The sequence below is a fragment of the Streptococcus canis genome, from assembly GCF_900636575.1.
GTDB lineage: Bacteria > Bacillota > Bacilli > Lactobacillales > Streptococcaceae > Streptococcus > Streptococcus canis.
Map to the genome: position 1 here is coordinate 603,318 of NZ_LR134293.1, position 24,283 is coordinate 627,600.

Consider the following 24,283-nt stretch of genomic DNA (forward strand, 5'->3'; position numbering starts at 1 on the left):
ATCTTCTAGGGCTTTGCTATTCTCCAAAAATGTCTTTAGTGTAACGGCGACCAGTTGGAGTTGCTGCAAGACCTCCCTCAGCTGTTTCACGAAAGGCAGTTGGCATCGCAGATCCGACTTGATACATAGCGTCAATAACTTCATCGACAGGAATTTGAGACTCAATATTAGCCAAAGCCATATCAGCAGCGACGAGGGCAAAACTTGCTCCAAGAGCATTGCGTTTGACGCAAGGAACTTCTACTAGGCCAGCGACAGGATCACAGATAAGTCCCAATAAGTTTTTAATGACAAAGGCAATAGCTTGACTAGCTTGGTAAGCTGTTCCACCTGCTGCTTTAACAAGAGCTGCAGCGCTCATGGCAGATGCAGAACCAACTTCTGCTTGACAACCACCCTCTGCACCAGAAATAGATGCATTGTTCCCGATAACAAGGCCAAAGGCACCAGCTGTGAAAAGAAATTCTAATTGTTCTTTTTCTGATAAGTCAAGTTTGTCAATTGCTGTGGCAAGGACAGCAGGCAAGCATCCTGCACTACCAGCAGTTGGTGTTGCACAAACTAGCCCCATTTTGGCATTTAATTCATTGACAGCCATAGCATTTCTAACAGCATTAAGGACGGTTTTGTCAGCAAGACTTTTTTCTCTCTTAATATAGTTATCCATTTTAAGGGCATCACCACCTGTTAGACCACTAATGGATTTTGTTGAGGTTAAACCTTCCTTGACAGAGTCTTTCATGACCTGCAAATTGCGTGACATTATCGTAACGATGTCCTGTCGACTTCGACCAGTCATCTCGATTTCTGTAGCAATCATTAATTCAGCAACATTCCCACCAAATTGTTGGTCAGCTTGTTTGACAAGTTCTTCAATGGTATAAAACATAACTTTCCTTTCTAGTCAAAGAAGTTGACATTGTGAATATTAGGGATTTTGGCAATAAGCTTGACAACTTCTTGACACTCTCTAGAATCAACTTCCATGATCATGATGGCCTTTTCGCCAGCAGATTCACGAGTAACAGTCATAGTCGCAATGTTAATATCATTGGAAGATAAGATGTCGGTCACTTTAGCAATCATTCCAGGAATATCTTGATGAACTGTAATGATAGTAGGAGTATTCATGGATAGCGAGACAGAAAAACCATTTAGTTCTGTCACTTGGATATTTCCTCCACCAATTGAAACACCAGTAACACTCATGCTTTTATCACCCTTTTTAACACTGATTTTAACGGTATTGGGATGAGGCGCATTACTGTCTTTTAAAATGTCCCAGTAAATCTTAATTCCTTTTTGATAGGCAATCTCCATAGAATGTTTGATGTCGGGATTATCAGTATCCATTCCCATAATTCCTGCCACAAGTGCCTTGTCAGTGCCATGTCCTTGGTAGGTTTTGGCAAAAGAATTGTAGAGGTGGAAGGTCACTTCATCAGGAATTTCTCCAAAGATGGAATGAACTACTCTGCCGATTCTGACAGCACCAGCGGTGTGACTACTTGATGGGCCAATCATAACTGGTCCAATGATGTCAAAAACTGATTGAAATTTTTGTGTGTTCATAGGCAACTCCGTTTTTATTTCTACGTTTATTATAACAGAAAAAAGTCAAAAAATATCAATTTTATTATAAAAAATTATTTTTATAATAAAAAATTATCGAGCAGTAAAATGATTGGCATTCCAACCAGTAATTGTTATAATAAGATTTGCGCTAACGGCGCTTCAAAATCGACCTTCAAATCGACTTTTGAAAACGACGACCTTCAATCGTACGTTAACTGATAAGAAAAAGAATCATATATTTATTGTATGATGATTATCTTTTTCTATCTTATATTGATGGGAGAATTTTTTATGACAGATAACTCAAAGACACGTGTTGTCGTTGGTATGAGTGGTGGCGTTGACTCATCTGTAACAGCTCTGCTTTTAAAGGAACAAGGTTACGATGTTATCGGTGTCTTCATGAAAAACTGGGACGATACAGATGAATTTGGTGTGTGCACGGCAACTGAGGATTATAAAGACGTAGCAGCTGTTGCTGATCAAATTGGCATTCCTTATTACTCTGTAAATTTTGAAAAAGAATATTGGGATAGAGTATTTGAATATTTCTTGGCTGAATACCGAGCAGGCCGTACCCCAAATCCCGATGTCATGTGTAATAAGGAAATTAAATTTAAAGCTTTCCTTGACTATGCAATGACTTTAGGAGCAGATTATGTAGCAACGGGACACTATGCTCAAGTCAAGCGTGATGAAAATGGTACGGTTCACATGTTACGTGGGGCTGATAATGGCAAAGATCAAACCTACTTTCTAAGCCAACTGTCACAGGAACAACTACAAAAAACGTTATTCCCCCTTGGTCATTTGCAAAAGCCAGAAGTTAGGGAAATTGCTGAGAGAGCAGGGCTTGCAACGGCTAAAAAGAAAGATTCAACAGGTATTTGTTTTATTGGTGAAAAGAATTTTAAACAATTTTTGAGTCAATATTTACCGGCACAAAAAGGTCGCATGATGACTGTTGATGGTCGTGATATGGGAGAACATGCCGGTCTCATGTATTATACTATTGGTCAGCGTGGTGGTCTGGGCATTGGTGGTCAGCATGGTGGTGATAATCAACCATGGTTTGTTGTTGGTAAAGATTTATCACAAAACATTTTATACGTTGGTCAAGGTTTCTACCATGAATCTTTGATGTCAACTAGTCTTGACGCCTCAGTCATCCACTTTACACGTGATATGCCAGAAGAGTTTACATTAGAATGTACGGCTAAATTTCGCTATCGTCAACCAGATTCACAAGTGACGGTCCATGTTAGAGGAGATAAGGCAGAAGTTGTTTTTGCAGAGCCTCAACGAGCAATCACTCCTGGTCAAGCTGTTGTTTTCTATGATGGGGAAGAATGCCTTGGTGGCGGTATGATTGATATAGCCTATAAAGATGGACAAGCTTGTCAATACATTTAAGACTGTCATCGTGAGATAAGAGGAGATATAGAAGGTTTCAAGATTTATCCTGACCTTTATGGTTTTCTTTACCATTATGCATCCTTTGTCTAATTTACCAGCTTACATTTTCCTTGAGACAGATGATGACCAGATGATTTCAAAAAGGATAGCTGGTAAGAGTTTAACCATTGCTTTTGTGATTATAGCAGTGGTTGTATTGACAGAGCATGCTATTTTTTCTTTGGACATACTATTATTTGCTGGATTTGGTACAATAGCAACTGCTATTACCTTATTTCAAGGAGATTGGGAATACCGTATCCTAACATTGACAGTTTTTTGCTCCTTTGTTTATTAACCTATCTTCTTTTGCTCAGTGCTAAACAAATTGCTCACTTTTTAGGCAAAAATATCACGGGCGTTATCACACGAAAGATGGGCTTGATGTTAACAGTCATAGGAGTTCAAATGCTCCTGATTGGTATTCAAGGTGTATTTAAATAACTTGACACAGTTGTAAACAGGGTTGATAGAATTGTCAACCATTTAACAATAGCCAAGATTGACAATTACCAAGTAATTCTTTAGAATAGATTGTAACAATCGGAATGATGGTCAAAGCTCATGAAAATTGTAGGTTTTTTGTCCTGCAATCTTCTCGGGTTTTGGCTCTTTTTATGGTTTGGTCTATGTAGCGAGGAAACAAATGAAACAAGATTTTAGAACGACTCGGGGCAAAACAACTTTTAGTTTACGAGCTAGTGCTTTGATTGTTAGAGATGATAAGATTTTTTTAACCAGAGATGCAACTGGTAAATATTACACGATTGGTGGTGCAAGCCTAGTAGGTGAAAAAACACGTGAGACTGTTTTACGTGAAACTTTGGAAGAAATTGGTATCTCCATTGAAGTGGAACAATTAGCTTTTGTTGTTGAAAATCGGTTTTATATCAACGATGTTTTTTGGCACAATATTGAATTTCATTATCTTGTACGGCCTTTAGAAGAACCCAAACTTGAGATGATGGAGAATACCAAGCAACAGGTTTGTGAATAGGTTCCAATTCATGAGCTGGATCAGATTAATTTAGTCCCTGAGTTTTTACAAACCGAGTTGGCTAAATGGTCGGGTCATATTGTTCATATTGAAGGGTAAACTGAAGAACATTATTTTTAATTAATAGACTTAAATAAAGGATTTGAAAAAATGACACATGAATTTACAGAAAGCTATGATGTTATTGTCGTAGGAGCAGGTCATGCGGGTGTTGAAGCGAGTTTAGCTACCAGTCGTATGGGCTGTAAAACTTTACTAGCAACAATTAATCTGGATATGTTGGCTTTTATGCCGTGTAATCCTTCCATTGGAGGATCTGCCAAAGGGATAGTGGTAAGAGAGATTGATGCTCTTGGCGGTGAGATGGGGAAAAATATTGATAAAACTTACATCCAGATGAAAATGCTTAATACAGGTAAGGGTCCAGCTGTTCGTGCCCTACGCGCTCAGGCAGACAAATCTCTCTATGCTCGTGAAATGAAACATACGGTTGAAAAACAAGACAATTTGACTCTTCGTCAGACCATGATTGATGATATTCTGGTTGAAGATGGACGAGTTGTAGGTGTTTTAACAGCCACAGGGCAAAAATTTGCGGCTAAGGCTGTTGTAGTGACAACAGGAACAGCTCTACGTGGGGAAATTATTTTAGGAGAACTCAAATATTCATCTGGGCCTAATAACAGTTTAGCGTCAGTGACCTTGGCAGATAATTTGAAAAAACTTGGCTTAGAAATCGGTAGATTCAAAACAGGAACGCCTCCTCGTGTCAAAGCATCTTCTATTGATTACGATCAAACGGAAATTCAGCCAGGCGATGACAAACCTAATCATTTTTCATTTATGTCAAAAGATGCTGACTATCTCAAAGATCAAATTCCATGCTGGTTGACTTATACGAATCAAACCAGTCATGATATTATTAATCAGAACCTTTACAGAGCTCCGATGTTTTCTGGGATTGTTAAGGGTGTAGGCCCTCGTTATTGCCCATCTATTGAGGATAAGATTGTTCGCTTTGCTGATAAAGAACGTCATCAACTTTTCCTAGAGCCAGAAGGACGTGATACAGAGGAAGTGTATGTTCAAGGGTTGTCAACGAGTCTTCCAGAAGATGTTCAAAAAGAATTGATTCATTCTATCAAGGGACTTGAGAAGGCTGAAATGATGCGCACTGGTTATGCTATTGAATATGATATTGTTTTGCCTCATCAATTACGTGCGACACTTGAAACCAAATTAATTTCAGGACTCTTTACAGCTGGGCAAACCAATGGAACATCTGGTTATGAGGAGGCTGCTGGTCAAGGGATTATTGCTGGTATCAATGCTGCCCTTAAAGTTCAAGGTAAGCCAGAACTTATTTTGAAGCGAAGTGATGCTTATATTGGTGTTATGATTGATGATTTGGTTACGAAAGGAACCTTGGAACCTTACCGTTTATTGACATCACGCGCAGAGTACCGTTTGATTTTACGTCATGATAATGCTGACATGCGGTTGACAGAGATTGGCCGCAAAATTGGGTTGGTTGATGATGACCGTTGGAATGCTTTTGAAATTAAGAAAAACCAATTTGATAACGAACTAAAACGTCTGGACAGTATCAAATTAAAACCAGTAAAAGCAACGAATGATCGTGTGCAGGAACTTGGGTTTAAACCACTAACCGATGCGATGACAGCTAAAGAGTTTATGCGTCGTCCAGAAATTGATTATGCTACGGCAGTTTCTTTTGTTGGCCCTGCGGCTGAGGATTTAGATGCTAAAATTATTGAACTTTTGGAAACAGAAATCAAATATGAAGGTTATATTCGCAAAGCCTTAGATCAGGTTGCTAAGATGAAACGCATGGAAGAAAAACGTATTCCTGCTAATATTGATTGGGATGCTATTGATTCCATTGCGACTGAAGCGCGTCAAAAATTTAAAAAGATTAATCCCGAAACTATTGGTCAAGCTAGCCGTATTTCAGGGGTAAATCCTGCTGATATTAGTATTTTAATGGTCTATTTAGAAGGAAATAGCAAGGCACGTCGTAAACCCTAAATCAGACATGAAATTGTAATCTCAAAGCGACTGACAGCTCTGTATTTCAGGGCTGTTTTATGGTATAATAAGGGCTTAAGAGGTTAGAGGATGAAAAGATTTCGTTTTGAAACCATTCATTTAATTATGATGGGCTTGATTTTATTTGGATTACTAGCACTTTGTGTTAGAATCATGCAATCAAAAATGCTGATATTATCAGCCATTTTTCTCGTTTTATTATTTGTTGTTGCACTTCTTTGGTATCAAAAAGAAGTTTATGAATTATCAGATTTAGACCATATTGAATTATTAAATGAGCAGACTGAAGATAATCTAAAAACACTTTTAGATAAAATGCCTGTTGGGGTGGTTCAATTTGATCAAGAGACCAATGCTGTTGAGTGGTATAATCCTTATGCAGAATTGATTTTTACAACAGAAGATGGCCTTTTGCAAAATCATTTAATACAACAAATACTCACTGAAAAGCGTCGAGGAGATATTTCGCAGACATTTGAAGTCTCTGGTAATAAGTATACGTCCTACATTGATGTGACATCAGGGATTTTCTACTTTTTTGATAGTTTTGTAGGGAATCGACAATCTGCTGATGCTAGTATGCTAAGGCCTGTTGTCGGTATTATCTCTGTTGATAATTATGATGACATTACCGATGGTTTATCTGATGCAGATACTTCCAAAATCAATTCATTTGTGGCGAATTTCATTGATGAGTTTATGGAGTCAAAACAGATTTTTTACCGTCGTGTCAACATGGATCGTTATTACTTCTTTACGGATTTTAAAACGTTAAAAGGTTTAATGGATGATAAATTTTCTGTTCTGGAAGAATTCCGCAAAGAAGCTCAGGAAGCTCAGCGTCCCTTAACCCTAAGTATGGGGATTTCATTTGGCGAGAAGAAACATAGCCAAATTGGTCAGGTAGCGCTTGAGAATCTCAATATCGCTCTTGTTCGTGGTGGGGATCAGATTGTTATTCGGGAAAATGCCGATCATACCAATCCAGTTTATTTTGGTGGAGGCTCTGTGTCAACCGTTAAACGTTCAAGAACACGTACCCGGGCGATGATGACGGCTATTTCAGACCGTATTAAAATGGTGGATAACGTCTTTATTGTCGGACATAGAAAGCTTGATATGGACGCTCTGGGGTCTGCTGTTGGGATGCAATTCTTTGCAAGTAATATCATTGAAAATAGCTTTGCTGTTTACAATCCAGATGAAATGAGTCCCGATATTGAGAGAGCTATCGAACGCCTTCAAGCTGATGGAAAAACTCGTCTCATTAGCATTTCGCAAGCCATGGGCTTGGTAACCCCAAGATCCCTTTTGGTAATGGTTGACCACTCTAAAATATCACTGACGCTCTCTAAGGAGTTTTATGAACAATTTGAGGATGTTATCGTCGTGGATCATCATAGAAGAGATGATGACTTTCCTGACAATGCCATTTTAACCTTTATCGAAAGTGGAGCAAGTAGTGCAGCTGAGCTGGTAACTGAATTAATTCAATTTCAAAATGCGAAAAAACGCTTGAATAAAATACAAGCCAGTGTTTTGATGGCTGGTATTATGCTTGATACTAAAAACTTTTCTACTAGGGTAACGAGCCGAACCTTTGATGTTGCTAGCTATTTGAGAAGTAAAGGAAGTGACAGCGTCGAAATTCAGACAATATCAGCAACTGATTTTGATGAGTATAAGCAGGTTAATGAAATCATCTTACGTGGCGAGCGCCTTGGTGATAGCATCATTGTGGCAGCAGGAGATAATGGTAATCTTTACAGTAATGTGATTGCCAGCAAAGCAGCGGACACTATCTTGTCAATGGCTCACGTTGAAGCTAGTTTTGTCTTGGTTGAGACAGCATCTCATAAGATTGCTATTTCAGCTAGAAGTCGAAGTAAGATTAATGTTCAGCGGGTGATGGAAAAATTAGGAGGCGGAGGACACTTTAATCTGGCTGCTTGTCAGTTAACTAATATTAGCCTCCCCCAAGCTAAAGCGTTATTATTAGAAACGATTGATAGTACAATGAAAGAAACAGGAGAGGTGGAATCATGAAAGTTATTTTCTTAGCAGATGTCAAAGGAAAAGGAAAAAAAGGAGAAATCAAAGAAGTTCCAACAGGTTATGCTCAAAATTTCCTTATTAAGAAAAACCTAGCTAAAGAAGCTACAAATCAAAGTATTGGTGAGTTAAAAGGAAAACAAAAGGCGGAAGAAAAGGCCCAAGCTGAAATTTTAGCAGAAGCTAAAGCCGTAAAAGCTGCTTTGGATGATGAAAAAACACGCGTTCAATTTCAAGAAAAGGTTGGCCCAGATGGGAGAACATTCGGTTCAATTACCGCTAAAAAGATTTCAGAAGAGTTGAAAAAGCAATTTGGACTAAAAATTGATAAACGCCATATTATCTTGGATCACCCTATTCGTGCCATTGGGTTAGTTGAGGTTCCTGTTAAACTACACAAGGAAGTGACAGCTGAAATTAAATTAGCCATTACAGAAGCATAATGCATAAATGAAATAAGATTTGGAGGTGTTGAGGTTGCCTGAAGTAGCTGAATTACGAGTTCAACCGCAAGATTTACTAGCGGAACAATCTGTCCTAGGCTCAATCTTTATCTCACCTGATAAGCTCATTGCAGTGAGAGAATTTATCAGCTCAGACGATTTTTACAAGTATGCTCATAAAATTATTTTTCGGGCAATGATTACCCTCAGTGATCGCAATGATGCCATTGATGCAACAACTGTTAGAGCGATTTTAGATAATCAGGGAGACCTGCAAAACATTGGTGGTCTCTCCTATATAGTTGAATTAGTTAATAGTGTCCCAACAAGTGCCAATGCGGAATATTATGCTAAAATTGTAGCTGAGAAGGCAATGTTACGCGAAATTATTGCCAGATTGACAGATACTGTCAACCTAGCTTATGAGGGTGCTTCTGGTCCAGAAGATATTATCGCTGGAGCTGAAAAAGCGCTCATTGAGATTAAAGAGCATAGTAATCGTAGCGGTTTTCGAAAAATTTCCGACGTTTTAAAAGTTAATTATGAAAACTTAGAAGTTCGCTCCAAGCAGACCTCAGACGTTACAGGTTTACCAACTGGTTTTAGAGATCTTGACAAGATTACAACAGGTTTACACCCTGATCAGTTAATTATTTTAGCAGCTCGTCCAGCAGTTGGTAAAACAGCTTTTGTGCTGAATATTGCCCAGAATGTTGGAACCAAGCAAAAAAGGGCCGTGGCTATTTTTTCTTTGGAGATGGGGGCAGAGAGTTTAGTTGACCGTATGTTGGCAGCTGAAGGAATGGTTGATTCACATAGTCTGAGAACGGGTCAATTGACAGATCAAGATTGGAATAATGTGACTATTGCCCAAGGAGCTCTAGCAGAAGCACCGATATATATAGATGATACTCCAGGAATTAAAATCACCGAAATTCGAGCGAGATCACGGAAATTGTCTCAAGAAGTGGCTGGAGGTTTAGGACTGATTGTAATTGACTATTTACAGTTGATTACAGGAACCAAACCAGAAAACCGCCAGCAAGAAGTTTCTGATATTTCAAGACAACTCAAAATTCTGGCTAAAGAATTGAAAGTACCAGTTATTGCCCTAAGTCAGCTTTCTCGTGGCGTTGAGCAAAGGCAAGACAAACGACCAGTGCTATCGGATATTCGTGAATCAGGATCTATTGAGCAGGATGCTGATATTGTAGCCTTCTTATATCGAGATGATTATTATCGTAAAGAAGGTGATGATGCTGAAGCAGCTGTTGAAGATAACACGATTGAAGTAATTCTTGAGAAAAATAGGGCTGGTGCGCGTGGAACAGTCAAGCTGATGTTCCAAAAAGAGTACAATAAATTTTCAACCATAGCCCAGTTTGAGGAAAGATAAGAAAGAGAGATAAAAAATGAGTGATGCATTTGCAGATGTTGCAAAAATGAAGAAAATTAAAGAAGATATTAAAGCCCACGAAGGGCAATTAGTCGAGTTGACACTTGAAAATGGTCGAAAACGTGAAAAAAATAAAGTCGGTAGATTGATTGAAGTTTACAGCTCTTTGTTTATCATTGAATACAATGATAGTTCAGACGTTCCAGGAGCAATCAATAATTCTTACGTTGAATCTTATACTTATTCAGACATCTTAACGGAGAAAACCTTGATTCGTTACCTAGAACAAGAGTAGATAGATATTACATTTTAACCTCATAAGAGGTTCTTTCTTTACATTAAAGTTGACAATGTTGTCAATCTTTCCATATCAGATATTGAAGATCAAATAAATAGGGAGGAAAAACTATTGTAAGTTTTACCTTTTAATGCTATAATGTCATTTGTGTGAAATAATAGCAGAAAAATATGAAGCTCGTCAACAGGTGGTTCTAAATTTAGTAACCTTTGCTGTTTAGGCGAAGACCCCCTGCACGAATCAGGATTTTTCAAACGGTTATTTCCTCATTATTTATTTAGAGGAGGACATACAATATGTCACGTTATACTGGTCCATCATGGAAACAATCACGTCGCCTTGGCTTATCGCTTACAGGCACAGGTAAAGAGTTGGCACGTCGTAACTACGTTCCAGGTCAACACGGTCCTAACAACCGTAGCAAACTTTCAGAATACGGTTTGCAACTTGCTGAGAAACAAAAATTACGTTTTTCATACGGACTTGGTGAAAAACAATTCCGTAACTTGTTCGTACAGGCTACAAAAATCAAAGAAGGAACTCTTGGTTTCAACTTTATGGTTCTTTTAGAACGTCGCCTTGACAACGTTGTTTACCGTTTAGGTCTTGCAACGACTCGTCGTCAAGCACGTCAATTCGTTAACCATGGTCACATTCTTGTTGATGGTAAACGCGTTGATATTCCTTCATATCGTGTTGAAGTTGGTCAAGTGATTTCAGTTCGTGAAAAATCACTTAAAGTACCAGCAATCCTTGAAGCTGTTGAAGCCACTCTTGGACGTCCAGCATTTGTATCTTTCGATGCTGAAAAACTTGAAGGTTCATTAACTCGCCTTCCAGAGCGCGATGAAATTAACCCAGAAATCAATGAAGCACTTGTCGTTGAATTCTACAACAAAATGCTTTAATGTTAAGATTAGACTTGCTGAAAGCCTACTATTGTGGGCTTTTTGCTTTGTCTTAAAACATTGATTTCTGGGTTTGCTTACCTTTTTGCTAACCTTGAATTTTAGTTAGATTGATTTTATGGCTGTTTCAAAGAATGAAACAATTTTTAATGTCCTCTAAATGGGTTGGGTGTCATGGAATTCGGTTAGATATGGATTCAAGTCAGGGTGATAGATTGGAAAACGAAAACCGTCAGCCAAGTTGATAGTGCAAAGGTCTCAGGGGAAGTAATATGTAATTATCCTATTTTTTAGGAATTTGTGAGCATTTTGAGGACAAAGCGTGCCATTTCTTGTGGCGATTCTTTCTTACCCTTAGCAATCCAACTTTGGCAGACGCCAAAAAAAGCATGGGCTAGGTAGATGCTTCGGTACTCTTTTTCTGTTTGAGACAACTCTTCGGTGCGGAACTTGTCCTGTAAATCAGTATTGATGAGTAGGCGAACTTTATTGATGATGAAGGTTTGAATCTCTTTGGTACCATTAGCAGATAAGAGAGAAGAGAGAAGTTGTTCTCTTTGGAGAAATTCAAAAACTTCAAGAAAGGCTTGCTCTTTATTCTGGTATTCTTTTTCAAAAATGTACTCTAGTTTATGAAAAAAGGTCTGCTGGTAATAGTCAATCATTTCATATTTGTCTTTGTAGTGGGTATAAAAACTCGACCGGCTAATACCAGCCATTTTGGCGAGTTTAATTGTAGTGATGTCATCAAAGCTCTCTGTTTTTAGTAAGATAACCATTGCTTTTAAGATAGCTTGCCTTGTGTTTTCTTTTCGATTGACCATTAGCTGACTCTCCTTTTGAACACTTTTAGACATAATGTCCAAAAATGAAACCTTTTATCTTGTAAATTTTGATTTTACTTGTATAATATATTTTATCATAATTTTTGAACAGTATGTCCATTTCGGGAGAAAAAATGTTAGAAGAACTTAAAACACTTATTAAAAATCCAAAATTAATCATTACAATGATTGGTGTGGCCCTAGTGCCCGCCTTATATAATTTGTCCTTTCTAGGCTCAATGTGGGATCCCTATGGTCATGTAGAAGATCTTCCTATTGCGGTTGTCAATCATGATAAGCCTGCCAAGATGGCTGATAGGTCATTGACAATTGGAGACGATATGGTGGACAAGATGTCTAAAAATAAGGATCTAGAGTATCATTTTGTTTCAGCTAACCGAGCTCAAAAGGGGCTTAAAGAAGGTGATTATTATATGGTAATTACCTTGCCTGAAAATCTTTCTCAGAGGGCGGCAACTCTATTAAACCCCAACCCTGAAAAATTAACGATTCGTTACCAAACTAGTAAGGGGCATGGGATGGTGGCATCAAAGATGAGCGAGACAGCCATGGCTAAGCTGAAAGAGTCTGTTTCCCAAAACATCACCAAAACCTATACAGCAGCTGTTTTTGGAAGAATGACAGAACTTCAATCAGGATTAAAAGAAGCCTCAATAGGCAGTCAAGCACTGGTTTCAGGAGCTAAGACAGCCCAAATGGGTAGTCAAAGGCTCTCAGATAACTTAGCAGGTTTATCTGGTGCTAGTCAGCGATTTCAGCAAGGAACTAATCGTTTAACGTCAGGTTTAACGGCCTATACAGCTGGTGTCAGTCAAGTAAAGGATGGTCTAGGGCAACTGTCAACCGATATGCCAGTTTACCTGAATGGGGTTTCTCGGTTATCACAAGGAGCTTCTCAACTTAACCACGGTCTGGTACAGTTGACACAAGCGACAACGATTTCTGATGATAAAGCTAAAGGAATCCAATCTTTGGTGGTAGGATTACCGGTTTTAAATCAAGGTATCCAGCAATTAAATGCAGGCCTCTCAACGATGCAGGCACCAAAACTTAATATCGATGAGTTAGGGAGCAACTTGGATGCCATTGCTCAAGCTGCGCAACAGTTACTTGCTAAAGAAGCTGCCACTCACAAAGAACAACTAGCAGCCCTACAAGCTACTAGTGCTTATCAGTCATTAACTGCTGAACAACAAGGGGAATTAACTGCTGCTCTTAGCCAAACTGATAAGGGTGAAACGGTGTCTGCTGCTCAAACGATTTTAAGGTCTGTTCAAACCTTGTCAACAAGTTTACAGTCTCTCTCTCAAGGGGGGCAGCTAGACCAGTTTAAGGAAGCTATTGCACAGATTGCTAATCAATCCAATCAAGCTTTGCCGGGAGCAAGTTCTGCCTTAACTGAATTATCAACAGGTTTAGCAAAGGTAAATGATAGCTTAAAACAACAGGTATTACCTGGTAGTGGCCAATTAACAGCAGGATTAACCCAATTAGATGGTCATAACATTGGCATTAGTTCAGGAGTGACAAAACTCTCAGAAGGTGCCAGTGCCTTATCAGCCAAGTCTGGAGAATTACTAGATGGTAGTTATCAATTATTAGAGGGTGCTACTAAACTAGCTGATGGCAGTTCCCAATTGAGCCAAGGTGGTCATCAATTAACGAGTGGATTGACAGAATTGTCAACAGGCTTGTCAACCTTAAATGCTTCCTTAGCCAAAGCATCACAGCAGTTATCACTTGTTTCTGTGACTGGTAAAAATGCTCAAGCCGTTGCAAAACCTGTCGTATTAAATGAGAAAGATAAAGATGATGTTAAGACGAATGGGATAGGGATGGCACCTTATATGATTGCTGTTTCTTTAATGGTTGTGGCGCTTTCAACCAATGTTATTTTTGCTAACTCTTTATCTGGTCGTCCGGTTAAAGGTAAATGGGATTGGGCTAAACAAAAATTTGTTATTAATGGCTTTATTTCAACTCTGGGTTCTATTATTCTTTATTTAGCCATTCAATTATTAGGGTTTGAGGCTCGTTATGGTATGGAAACCTTAGGATTTATTATGTTAAGTGGTTGGACGCTTATGGCTCTTGTCACAGCTTTGGTCGGCTGGGATGATCGATATGGCTCCTTTGCTTCTTTGGTCATGTTATTGCTTCAGGTTGGCTCTTCGGGTGGCTCTTATCCAATTGAGTTAAGCGGAGCATTTTTCCAAAGGTTACATCCATTCTTACCAATGACTTACGTGGTATCTGGTTTACGAGAAACCATTTCATTAGCAGGTAATATTGGAGTAGAAGTGAAAGTCTTAACTGGTTTCTTACTGGCATTTATGGTGTTAGCACTGCTCATTTATCGTCCCAAGAAAACAGTCTAAATAAAATAACCTCAAAAAACAGCATCTAAGGCAGTTACGCTAGCTGCTGTTTTTTTGTCTTATTTTGATAATAGCTTGACAATTTCTGTCAAGCTTCAGAACGTAGACAAACTCTATTTTTAAGAAGATGTCGATAAAAATGATTTAATGATCATGACTTCAACCAACTCTTGAAACACTTAGGTTGTCATGTTTCAGGAGTTTTTCTTTTTTAGAGGAGCAAAAAAAGATTGAAGAAACATTGTCCTAACTGGACTTTTTCTTCAATCTGTAGCTTGACAATTTCTGTCAAGTTTTTTAATTGCCTTGCTAAGGTTATTTAATAGTAATATCTCCTTTATTGAGGTCAACCACTAAGTTTCCTGTAGCCGCTTTATTCTCAGCAACATAAGCAATAACATCTGAAGATGATTCCTTATCAATCTTAGCTGGTGTCAGCTGTGAGCCAAGGGAGACTTTACCATTTTCTGTCCTTGCTTTGTAGGCGATTGCCTTTGCTTCTGTCAAGGTTATGTCAACATCAATATCACCCCCAGTAATAGTATTAATACCTTTAAGGGTAAGGGCATGAGCGGTGAAGATAGCACTGTTGTCATAGGAGTCGTTCTCCTCCTCTTCTTCTTTGCTTTTAGAAACAGTGAAGGTCACATCTTCAAGGGTTGCTCTCTCGGCTTTTATACCACCAGGGTGTAGCGATTGAATATTGACAGCTTTTAGAGTGGTATCTTTAGTAGTTAGTTGTCCATTTCCTAAGCTGATGGTCCCATTTTCCACACTAGAATCAGTCAGGTTTGAAAAAGAATAGTCAGCTTTTAACTCGAGATTTGTTAACTGGCTTTTAGTGGCATCCAACATACCAGTGATAGTAGCTTTCTTGACTTTGGTATGTAAAAGGGTAAGATTTCCATTGAATTGCATCTTTTGGACGGTTAGATTTGACAGAGTGGTATGTGGGACATTACTCCCCTTAATTTCGTCGAGGCTGGTCTTTTCAGGAACAGTAATGATAATAGAACGGTAGTTCTTCTCTCGACGATTATTATTGAGAGTAAAACCTAAAATTTCAATTCCACCAGTGATGACAAGGTCTTTAGGTTTTTGCGAAAGAGATAGAGTCTTACCTGTTACTGTTGCAACGATAGGGTCAATAAATTTAGGATGTGTGTAATAGGTCACTGTTGGCTTTTGAACAGGTCCTGTCTCTACTGTAATAGTTGAAAAATTGCTGTCAATGTCAAGAGCAGTTATTTGGTCAAATGTTTTGATGACCTTTTTGGGAGCTGTTTGGTGTTTAATGTTCTGAAGTCCTCCAGTTGCATAGCCAGCCCCTAGAAGAATGGCTCCTAGAATAATACATACCACACTGGTCATAAAGCATTTACGTGAGATATTTTTCATACTTGGGCTCCTTTCTTATTACTAATCCACTTAATAAAGGCAACAAAAGCCCGTCCTGAAAAACGAAGGATTGCTGTAGCAATAATCCAAATAAGAATACCACCACCAAAGCTCAACAAGGCGCTGCCGATTCCCATAGCTTGTGCAGGAATAGATGAGCCAAGCAAGGTTAAGCTTTCAAACAGGGTCACTCCTGCGATAAGAATGCCTGCAAGCCCAAAAACGTAGGCGGCAAAAATAGCTGTGAGCCCGAGCATTAGGCAGGCAATAATAAAGAGAATCAACGCCAGCAATACTGGTAAAGCAATCGGAGCAGCAAAGAGGGACAAAAGGGTTAATCCAATGATTGTTGCCTGATTTTTTGGAGTTTTTCCGGGAGTTGCCAAGTGTTTTCCTAGAACAGTTGAAATGATTTCACTGGCAGCTTCTTTAGGACTTCCTAAATCGTCGATCACCTGACTTTCTTTGTCAGGACCAGCTTCATCAAAATATTCAATATAATATTCCATCGCTTCATGGTAGTCTTCTCTAGGTAATTTGCGCAAGTATTTATCTAGTTCTGCTAGATACTCAGTCCTTGTCATGTCTTAAGCTCCCTTCAATAATCCCGTCTAAGGCAAATTTATAGCTCTGCCATTCTTTTTTTAGAAAAATCAGCTGCGCTCTTCCCGAAGAAGTGACAGCATAATATTTACGCTTTCGTCCCTGATGTTCTTGACTATAAGTTGTCAAAAAACCTGCCTTTTCCAATTTTTTAAGAATAGGATAGAGGGTGGATTCTTTGATATTAGCCACTAGTTTAATGGTTTGACTAATATCGTAACCGTAAGAATCATTTTTTTCGACAATGGCTAAAATCAGAAATTCAATCAAGGTAGCCGATACTGGAAAATACATTTTAGGCTCCTTTCATATATAAAAATTTTATATATAATTATTTTATACATTTAGTATAAACTTAGTTTTTTGATATGTCAATATTTTATATATAAAAAAATAATATATACCAAAAATCACTAACTAGGCGTAATAGGTTGACCAAAAAGCTAGGATTGGTTATGATGAAGATAAGACTAACGGAAAGAGAAATTAGAGAAAGGTTATGAAGGACTTATTAAAGCAGTATCAGGCAAAACCACTAGGAGAGAAGAAGCGGTACGCTGTGTTTTTACCTCTTATTCTTATCAATGATGACTGGCATATCTTATATGAAGTGAGAAGCCAATATGTTTCACAACCAGGGGAAGTTTCTTTCCCAGGGGGGCGAGTAGAAAATCAGGAGACACTCCAAGAGGCTGCTGTCCGAGAAACAGTTGAGGAATTAATTGTTGATGCGTCCCAGATCCAGATATGGGGTGAAATTGATTATTTAGTACAGTCATCTAGGACTATTCATTGTTTTGTTGGTCAATTAATTATTGATGATTGGAAAAGCATACAGCCTAACGAAGAAGTTGACAGGATCTTTACAGTACCTTTACGTCAACTACTTGTCACAGATCCTGTCTACTATCGTTTAGAAGCAGCTCCTATTGAAACAACGGACTTTCCTTTTGACCGTATTCGTAATGGCAAAGACTACCAATTTAGCCAGCAATATCGTAGTATTCCATTTTATGAAAATCTAGAAGAGACTATCTGGGGAATGACTGCTCAGTTTACCCAATGTTTTATTGATATTCTGAAAAAAACAACGCAAGAAGAATAAGCAGAGGACGAAGGATATCGGCGGCCCTTGATCGATTTGGCATGATGGCGTAAACTAGGGAAAGCGATGATAGATTGAGAAAAGAAATGACGGTAGAAACGATTACTTTATATGGTAGTCTAGCTTTTCTAGCTCTTTTATTAGATAATGAATTAGTTGCTTCAGACCAAGTGCTATCAGTAAAAGCATTGAAAGAAATCATTTTAGTGAATGTTTAAGTTACTAAAAGACTGCAAAAAGGAGCTGGGCAAAAAGTCCAACTCCTAATTTTATTTAAGCTAGAATTGCAAGACGTAGTGGTTGATTGGCATCTTTGTTCGCTTTTCAATCTTCAAAGATAGCCTAATCAACTGTGCGGGGGTGGGAAAACGAACTCTTTGTTGATTGCTATGAGTTCTTTCCCACTCCCTTTTTTGACTGTCAATAAAGTTGTCAAGATAGAGGCCAGCCTTATTTGTATTTTTCTTCAAGTTTACTCATCCAAAGACCTAGCCATATTCCTAAAGCGAAGAGAAGAAAGGCCGTTACCCAAGTCCCTAGACTAGCGCCAACGTACGAAATAGATTCACTACTACTGCTGTTTGGAATTAAAATCAGAATCGTACTTGATAAGACGATACCGATAATAAAATGATAAACGCGGGAATGGTGATGGGTCAAGGCAAAATCCATGATTTTTGAAAAAGCGAGGATAGCCAAGATTCCCCCAATAGCAATCGGTAAGAATGTTCCCATCAAATCAAGTGATTTGAAACCAATCAGCATAGGGGAATAGAGCCCTAGTATTAATAGCAAATTGGATGGGCTGAGCCCGGGAACTAAAACTCCCAAGGCAATCAAGACACCTGCTAGAATAAAGGTTAGAAAATTAGCAGGAAGAGTGCCCACAAGGTCATTCAGAAAATAGAGGCCAAGACCAGACACAACAAAAGTAGCCACTAACCAAATCATATCTGTTTGATCACGTTTGGAGTGTTTGGTCGATTCAGCAACAAGGCTAGGGATAGTTCCCACAATCGCTCCAGCAAAGCCCCAAAGAACAACAACTTGATAATGTTTTAACAGAAATTCAACAGGGTAGGAAAAAAGAGCAATTCCTAAAATCCCCCCAATACCAACCGGTAGGAAAAAGAGCACATTTTCTACAAAATGATCACGAATATGGGCCAAGAACGAAATCATACGTTCATAGATGCCAAGAATGGCTGCTAAAACCCCACCTGATACTCCAGGTAAAATGAAACCAAGCGCAATAATCATTCCCTTAAAGACGCGAGAAATAAACGAAACCATAACTGCCTCCAAAAAATAGTTATCTTATTGTACCATATTTTTAAGAGAGCAGCGGAGCGAAAACTGTAGGGTGTTGAACTGGCGAAGAGGAAGCTAGACTAGTCTTGCTCAAACTAAAACAAAAAAAGCCTTTGAAACGTTGATTTCATAGGCTTTCTATACATTGTCTTATTTTACTTCAGTAAGAGTTAAATAATTTCTATTTTAGCTGTTAGAAACGTTGGTACATCAATGTTTCTAGAATGCTACATAATAAAAGGTAGAGTGAATGGTAGAGTAGTTATTGCGTTAGCTCAGCAATCTTTTCAAGATAAATCCCCACAGCTTCTAACTTTCGTTGTGGTGCTAATTCAGCGTAAGTATCCATTGTAGTTGAAATGGATTTATGTCCCATTCTGACTTGGAGTTCTTTCCAATTTGTTCCAGCATTAAGTAGCATTGAAGCATGAGTATGTCGGAATAAATGGAAACCATAGTTTGGTAATCCAAGACCTACTAACCTTTTCTTAAGAGTTGTTCTCTCGTTTCTGTCACACATATAGTTCCCATAGATTGTAGGGAAAATCAGTTTTGTTCTATGTCTGTTGTGCAATTCAAGATACTTGTTCATTTCGTGGTGGAAATCTCTGAGTTTTTCTATTATGGGGGGAGGGACAGGGACAGAGCGATTTCCTGCATCAGTTTTTGGTGTAGCTTTACAGATAACTTCCCCTTTTGTCCCATCTTTTTTATTTGCGGTTTTCCACATCAATGTTTTACTGACGTTAATAGAAGAATTTTCAAAATCTAGGTCATCAATCGTCAATGCAAGTAATTCATTTATTCGCAAAGCGGAGGCTAATAGAGTATTACAAATTAACTTAAATCTACGATTGGCTCTATTGTTATCTAAACTTTCAAGATAATTAAGCCATATTACAAGACCATCATCATGTAATACCATGATGCGTTGCTTATTTGATTTTGGCTTAGGTGGTATCTTAACAGTGCTAACAGGATTAGTGATTAGTCCATAGTTTGTAATTCCATAGTCAAAAATATCTTTCAACTTATGGATAACAGCACCAAAATCTTTAGCACTACCTTTATCAGCACGCTTTATACCAGATTCAATGGACTCTTTTGATTTCTTTGCCAAATCGTTTAACCAAAGCTGGATATCCGCAGATTCAATTTTATCTGGTTTGTAATCTCCAAATTTAGGGATAATATAATTATCAAGATAACCTCTTACTCTGTTCAGAGTATTATGCGAGTTAACCCAGGTTTTATATGATTTAAACCATTCTTCAGCTAAATCTTCCAGTGTATCAATGACGATAACTTTTTCTCGTGTTGAGCCATTTTTTTCAAATTCTAGTCGTGCTTGAATGATTGCTCTATCTAACTGTTTTAGTGTCTTGGCTGTAATGGTAGTAGTGACTTGCTTACCAGTTTTGATATCTTTTCCCAGAAATGTCCCCTTCAAAGTGTATGAGATGGACTTATCTTTTTTGATTTTTTTAATGACTTTTTTGCCATTATGAATAATTGTTTCAGTTTCCATATTTGCCTTTCTTCATGGATATTGAAGTAGGCTAAAATAGTTACCACTCTTTCTTTTAGATAAAACTATTTTAGCACAAATTTTCAGAATTAGGATTGTAAAAAGTTGATAATATCATCTAGTAGATAGAAGACGGTTCGAGTTCCCTCTATAGGAGGTTCTAATCTTTTTAATCCTTTTTGTTCCCAAGTTTTTAGTGTGTTTGGGGAGATATTTAGCTGTTTTAGCAATTCTCGCTGTTGTATTATCTTTAGTGGTATGTTCTGTTCTTTGATTTGAATGAGTTTGATAAGTGTTTGCAATAATTGTTCAATTTGTTCTAATTTTTCGTTATTCATTATTCTCTTTCTCCTCTGTGTTTGAATTATGGAGTCGATTAGGATTGTATCTTCGTGAATCTAGGTATTTAGCGAAGAAATATGTACGTTCAATGATAAGCCCTAATAAATTGGTATTGTTTGCTCGGGCATACCAGACCAATTCTTCAAATTCGGTAAAGTCGTTCTCTTCGATAATATCAACTACTTCATGTATAAAATCCGAGGAGTTCATCTCCATCAAGAATTTTTCTAAATTAAAGCCGCAACCGACTTCAATATCCTCAATGTTGTAGGGGGTCTTATCTGGATTTTCCGCATGGGTAAAGTAGTCAAATAAACCAGTGGGAGACATAACTACCTCCACATGTGCTGGACCGTTTAGTTTGTCACTGATGATATTTGATACTTGTGAATAGCTTTTCAGTGAATCAAAGAAGAAAGCACCGTGTTTGTGCGATTTCTTGAACTCTCCCGTCTGTCTATTAACGTCCTTATCGTGCCAAGGACTAAGAATAAACGGAATATGGAGTTCCTCTAATATATTCAAGTAGTTCTCTGGGGCGCTTTCCTCGTAGAAGAGAAAAGTCCATTTGGTTGAGCGCTGTTCTTTTGCCATAGGCAGTTACCTCATTTCTTTTGGGTTCTATTACTAAGGAGAAATGACAGGTCGTATGCAAAGTTTTTTTGAAAAAATTGAATTTTTTGTGATTATTGATTATTGACATATTGGGGGTCGTAGTCACCCCAATATGTCATGATAGAAAAGAATATAAAAAGGGGCTGTCTGGCTTTTGCTTAACGCAAGCCACAGCCCCAAGGGATTAACGTTTTTGTCCAGTGAACCACAATTGGTTACGAACTCGAATAGGAGAGGAGAAATAATAGTCTGCGTGTTGGCTGACGATTTCTTCTTTTAATTGTGCTTCCATCTCTTTTAGGATTTTTTGCCCTTGTTGGTCTCTAGGCACTTTTAGAAAAATAGTGATGGTATCTTTTCGTATATCTACGATACACTTACGAACAGCTCGGTTAAATCCGTTATGGATTGGGTTGATAGTAGTAACCGTCTGATGTTCAAGATTGCTTATCTTCTGTACTCGTTCACGCTGAAACAGGAAGTGTCGCAACAGAAAAGTGTGATAGACAGATTGGATATAGTTCCAAAGACTATCTGTTTTCAACCGTTGTATTATTTCTAATCCAACCAAAAATAAGGCAAGTAGAAGAGAAATAAGTGCAAATCCATGACAAACGGAACTAATGATATCCGTAATACTTTTGACCGTATCTAAATTGACAAACGTGATATTTGTTAATTGAACGGAAAGATAATTGAATAACCATCCAAATGCAGAACAGATAGGTGCAAATAGAAATAAATATAGTATGAGATTAAAACTTCTCATAAAGTAGGTTTTATTGGTCATAGAATACCTCGTTTAGTGTAGTAGGTTGGACAGAGTAAGGGCAGAACTTGGTAGGGATGTTCATTATCGATAACTTGAATGATACCTGTCCCATGTCCTATTGGAATAACAATACCCTCTGGGTCTAGGTCTGGAAATAAAAATTGAGTAGTTTTCTGATTGATATTTCCAATTTGCAACAATACGTTTAGCTGTTCCCTCACTGAAATTGGAATAGTATTGTGGTCAAAACGCTGGCTTACCAAAAACAGATGGATTTTGGTAGCACGTCCTAATAAGGAAATCTGTGAGAGTAGGGAGAAAAAGGCTTCTTTGATATTCTTATTGACTCCCTCTGATAGAGCGAGGACTTCATCAATAACAATAGTTAGATGGGTAAATTGATGATTGGGATTATCATACAAGATAGCTTGTCGTTTCTGAATGAGAGTTGCACACTGACTTAATTGTTCATTGACCTGTGAGACAAAATCTGATTTTGAACGGTTTTCAACAGGGTGTATAACAGCAACGTGATTTTCTCTTGCCCATCGACTTGGGGTATCAAATTTAGGGTCAATGATAATCAAGTCAGACATATGCTTTAGTACACTCAAGAAATAAGTGAGAGCGTACGATTTCCCAGAACCTGAATTTCCAGCAATAGCCCAGTGATTAACCTTATCTAAATTGAGTTCAAAGTACTTCATGATAGGGATTTTCCCCTGTGGCAAGCTAGCTGAAAACTTATCCAAATCTGGAATGACTAAACGTTCTGAAATTCCCTTTTTCCAAGGGAAAAATAATCCACGCTGAGTGTGTAAGTCATCTGTTTCTAGAGGGACAAAATAGGTAGCGTTTTGTTTTAGAAGCGTATATTGTGGATAAAGTGAAGCATTGGCAATCAGAAAGATTTTCTTGTACAAGTCATCATCAAGGATATAAGCACATGGTAGACGAGGGACAAAGATAAAGCCGTCTGCTTGAATAACAATATTAAAAGAATTGGTGTAGCTGGTTTCTCCCTGCATTAAAGCCCCCAGAGCCATGTTTAGGCTCTGGAGCAGGTAAGATTGCAGGTAAGATTGGTTCAGCACATCACGAGATTGTGAAGTCATTACCGAACCTCCTTGATACCATTTGCTTTGAAGTAGATGTTATATTTTACTTCGCAGGCTTGTAGTGTGTCAAATTGAATCATGGATTGAAAAGCTGGAAGCTCAATCGTTTCTTCAAATTTTACTTGGAAAGGGTCTTGCCCTTCCTGTACAAACCATGCTTTATAAGCTACGATTTCTCCGGTTGGTTTTCCTTCTTCAAACCGTTGTTGTGGTTCAAGTTCGGTACTAAGTGAGTAAATCGGTTGTTTTTGACTGATAATTTTATCAGCCAATGTAGTTGTATAACCACCTTTTGTGGTTTTCATTTTAAACGCCATAGGGCAAATCCTCCTTATGAATAAGAGATAGTGTGAATGCGACAGGCTCGGTTTGGGTCATGAGCTGGACTTTGTTTTTTAGGTTATCTGACCACCTCCTCATTACTAAGGAGAATGAGACAGCTAAACGCAAAGTTATTTGTTGAATTTTTAATTTTTTTTTACAAAAAATCCAGTGACAGAGACACTGGATTTGAGGGATTAGCGGTAAGCTTTTAATAAAGGAGCTAATTTTTTTAGCGCTTTACAATAATGGGATTTAACAGTTACATCACTCATTTTCTTATAATGTTCAGTGATATAGCGAGCCGTTTCTTTATAGCTTGAACCTTGTTCCGCTATCATTTCAACAATCTTACTGTCAATTTCTGATAGGGATGCTTTAGCTTCACGAATAGCTTGTCTTAACTCCTCTAGGATTAAAGCTTCTTCGGGATTCAAATCAGAACTTGCAATGACATCATAACGTACAGACTTTTTGGCATTTTTGCTAGCTATTGTTTCGTCTTTGATTCGTCTATTGTGGTATCGGTCACGACGTTCTGCGTTACTTTGTTCTTGTTGAAGCAAACGAGTTACTTCATCCCAATTTTTAGCTTTAATAGCTTCTTTGATTTTACGCTCACGACGTTCTTGTACTTTATTACTCATAATGATGAGCTCCTTTCTGTCCTTTGGACAGAAGGAAACAAAATGAGCAAATATTGAACGCTGAGTATACCAAAAGGCACAACAAAGAAACAGCGAAACAATTCTA

At 38.1% G+C, this 24,283-nt stretch carries 24 protein-coding genes and 2 pseudogenes; 12 read left to right on the forward strand and 14 right to left on the reverse strand.

Going from position 1 to position 24,283, the window contains the following annotated elements:
- Positions 1–16: 16 nt before the first annotated feature.
- Entirely contained in the window at positions 17–889 is an 873-nt protein-coding gene (gene sdaAA / locus EL097_RS03195) for an L-serine ammonia-lyase, iron-sulfur-dependent, subunit alpha (protein WP_003045835.1), read from the reverse strand.
- An 11-nt stretch (positions 890–900) separates the two neighbouring features.
- Complete coding sequence (gene sdaAB, locus EL097_RS03200; RefSeq protein ID WP_003045834.1) at positions 901–1,572, reverse strand: L-serine ammonia-lyase, iron-sulfur-dependent subunit beta; 672 nt, start codon at positions 1,570–1,572, stop codon at positions 901–903.
- Between the two features lie 294 nt (positions 1,573–1,866).
- Here sdaAB and mnmA point away from each other — a divergent pair, with 294 nt between their 5' ends.
- The 9 genes and pseudogenes from mnmA (at position 1,867) to rpsD (ending at position 11,194) form a co-directional block, all read left to right on the forward strand.
- Positions 1,867–2,988 (forward strand): tRNA 2-thiouridine(34) synthase MnmA, encoded by a 1,122-nt coding sequence (gene mnmA / locus EL097_RS03205; protein ID WP_003045833.1) that lies wholly within the window; start codon positions 1,867–1,869, stop codon positions 2,986–2,988.
- Positions 2,989–3,046: 58 nt separating this feature from the next.
- A pseudogene (locus EL097_RS03210) lies at positions 3,047–3,474 on the forward strand (MarC family protein).
- A gap of 202 nt (positions 3,475–3,676) precedes the next feature.
- Positions 3,677–4,126, forward strand: a pseudogene (locus EL097_RS03215) (NUDIX hydrolase).
- A gap of 51 nt (positions 4,127–4,177) precedes the next feature.
- Entirely contained in the window at positions 4,178–6,076 is a 1,899-nt protein-coding gene (gene mnmG, locus EL097_RS03220) for a tRNA uridine-5-carboxymethylaminomethyl(34) synthesis enzyme MnmG (protein WP_003045830.1), read from the forward strand.
- 90 nt (positions 6,077–6,166) lie between these two features.
- Positions 6,167–8,143 carry a DHH family phosphoesterase gene (locus EL097_RS03225; RefSeq protein WP_003045829.1) on the forward strand — a complete coding sequence of 659 codons (1,977 nt, stop codon included), beginning with the start codon at positions 6,167–6,169 and terminating at the stop codon, positions 8,141–8,143.
- A complete protein-coding gene (gene rplI, locus EL097_RS03230) occupies positions 8,140–8,592 on the forward strand; it encodes a 50S ribosomal protein L9 (protein ID WP_003045828.1) in 453 nt (150 codons plus the stop codon). The genes EL097_RS03225 and rplI overlap by 4 nt, the downstream gene beginning before the upstream one ends.
- Positions 8,593–8,626: 34 nt before the next feature.
- Positions 8,627–9,988, forward strand: a complete 1,362-nt coding sequence (gene dnaB / locus EL097_RS03235; protein ID WP_003045827.1) for a replicative DNA helicase — start codon at positions 8,627–8,629, stop codon at positions 9,986–9,988.
- 16 nt (positions 9,989–10,004) lie between these two features.
- Complete coding sequence (locus EL097_RS03240) at positions 10,005–10,283, forward strand: Veg family protein (RefSeq protein WP_003045826.1); 279 nt, start codon at positions 10,005–10,007, stop codon at positions 10,281–10,283.
- Positions 10,284–10,582: 299 nt separating this feature from the next.
- Positions 10,583–11,194 carry a 30S ribosomal protein S4 gene (rpsD, locus tag EL097_RS03245; RefSeq protein ID WP_003045825.1) on the forward strand — a complete coding sequence of 204 codons (612 nt, stop codon included), beginning with the start codon at positions 10,583–10,585 and terminating at the stop codon, positions 11,192–11,194.
- A gap of 290 nt (positions 11,195–11,484) precedes the next feature.
- On the opposite strand, the gene EL097_RS03250 is transcribed toward rpsD, so the two are convergent.
- A complete protein-coding gene (locus tag EL097_RS03250; RefSeq protein WP_003045824.1) occupies positions 11,485–12,018 on the reverse strand; it encodes a TetR/AcrR family transcriptional regulator in 534 nt (177 codons plus the stop codon).
- A 134-nt stretch (positions 12,019–12,152) separates the two neighbouring features.
- On the opposite strand from EL097_RS03250, the gene EL097_RS03255 reads away from it, so the two are divergent.
- Positions 12,153–14,417 carry a YhgE/Pip family protein gene (locus EL097_RS03255; RefSeq protein ID WP_003045822.1) on the forward strand — a complete coding sequence of 755 codons (2,265 nt, stop codon included), beginning with the start codon at positions 12,153–12,155 and terminating at the stop codon, positions 14,415–14,417.
- A 315-nt stretch (positions 14,418–14,732) separates the two neighbouring features.
- On the opposite strand, the gene EL097_RS03260 is transcribed toward EL097_RS03255, so the two are convergent.
- The 3 genes from EL097_RS03260 to EL097_RS03270 are packed head-to-tail and all read right to left on the reverse strand — an operon-like array spanning position 14,733 to position 16,712.
- Positions 14,733–15,815, reverse strand: a complete 1,083-nt coding sequence (locus EL097_RS03260) for a DUF4097 family beta strand repeat-containing protein (RefSeq protein ID WP_003045820.1) — start codon at positions 15,813–15,815, stop codon at positions 14,733–14,735.
- A complete protein-coding gene (locus EL097_RS03265; RefSeq protein ID WP_003045818.1) occupies positions 15,812–16,399 on the reverse strand; it encodes a DUF1700 domain-containing protein in 588 nt (195 codons plus the stop codon). The genes EL097_RS03260 and EL097_RS03265 overlap by 4 nt, the downstream gene beginning before the upstream one ends.
- Positions 16,386–16,712 carry a PadR family transcriptional regulator gene (locus EL097_RS03270; RefSeq protein ID WP_002982104.1) on the reverse strand — a complete coding sequence of 109 codons (327 nt, stop codon included), beginning with the start codon at positions 16,710–16,712 and terminating at the stop codon, positions 16,386–16,388. The genes EL097_RS03265 and EL097_RS03270 overlap by 14 nt, the downstream gene beginning before the upstream one ends.
- A 205-nt stretch (positions 16,713–16,917) precedes the next feature.
- Between EL097_RS03270 and EL097_RS03275 the strand changes: the two genes are divergently transcribed.
- Complete coding sequence (locus tag EL097_RS03275) at positions 16,918–17,523, forward strand: NUDIX hydrolase (RefSeq protein WP_003045816.1); 606 nt, start codon at positions 16,918–16,920, stop codon at positions 17,521–17,523.
- A gap of 86 nt (positions 17,524–17,609) precedes the next feature.
- On the forward strand, positions 17,610–17,741 hold the full coding sequence (locus tag EL097_RS11025) for a hypothetical protein (RefSeq protein ID WP_003045813.1): 132 nt from the start codon (positions 17,610–17,612) through the stop codon (positions 17,739–17,741).
- A gap of 232 nt (positions 17,742–17,973) precedes the next feature.
- Here EL097_RS11025 and EL097_RS03285 read toward each other — a convergent pair whose 3' ends face one another.
- The 8 genes from EL097_RS03285 to EL097_RS03320 form a co-directional block, all read right to left on the reverse strand.
- The gene (locus tag EL097_RS03285) at positions 17,974–18,816 is read right to left on the reverse strand and encodes a DUF368 domain-containing protein (RefSeq protein WP_003045811.1); all 843 of its coding nucleotides are present in this window, start codon (positions 18,814–18,816) and stop codon (positions 17,974–17,976) included.
- 280 nt (positions 18,817–19,096) lie between these two features.
- Positions 19,097–20,362 carry a tyrosine-type recombinase/integrase gene (locus tag EL097_RS03290; RefSeq protein WP_000447185.1) on the reverse strand — a complete coding sequence of 422 codons (1,266 nt, stop codon included), beginning with the start codon at positions 20,360–20,362 and terminating at the stop codon, positions 19,097–19,099.
- Between the two features lie 89 nt (positions 20,363–20,451).
- Positions 20,452–20,700 (reverse strand): MerR family transcriptional regulator, encoded by a 249-nt coding sequence (locus EL097_RS03295; protein ID WP_001058391.1) that lies wholly within the window; start codon positions 20,698–20,700, stop codon positions 20,452–20,454.
- Positions 20,693–21,298 (reverse strand): replication protein, encoded by a 606-nt coding sequence (locus EL097_RS03300; protein WP_001040935.1) that lies wholly within the window; start codon positions 21,296–21,298, stop codon positions 20,693–20,695. The genes EL097_RS03295 and EL097_RS03300 overlap by 8 nt, the downstream gene beginning before the upstream one ends.
- Positions 21,299–21,503: 205 nt before the next feature.
- Entirely contained in the window at positions 21,504–22,109 is a 606-nt protein-coding gene (locus EL097_RS03305; RefSeq protein ID WP_000182709.1) for a hypothetical protein, read from the reverse strand.
- Entirely contained in the window at positions 22,106–23,206 is a 1,101-nt protein-coding gene (locus EL097_RS03310) for a type IV secretion system DNA-binding domain-containing protein (protein WP_000203865.1), read from the reverse strand. The genes EL097_RS03305 and EL097_RS03310 overlap by 4 nt, the downstream gene beginning before the upstream one ends.
- Positions 23,206–23,526, reverse strand: coding sequence for a hypothetical protein (locus EL097_RS03315; RefSeq protein ID WP_000874694.1), 321 nt, complete (start codon positions 23,524–23,526; stop codon positions 23,206–23,208). The genes EL097_RS03310 and EL097_RS03315 overlap by 1 nt, the downstream gene beginning before the upstream one ends.
- 201 nt (positions 23,527–23,727) lie before the next feature.
- On the reverse strand, positions 23,728–24,177 hold the full coding sequence (locus tag EL097_RS03320) for an RNA polymerase sigma factor (protein ID WP_000066889.1): 450 nt from the start codon (positions 24,175–24,177) through the stop codon (positions 23,728–23,730).
- Positions 24,178–24,283: the final 106 nt, after the last annotated feature.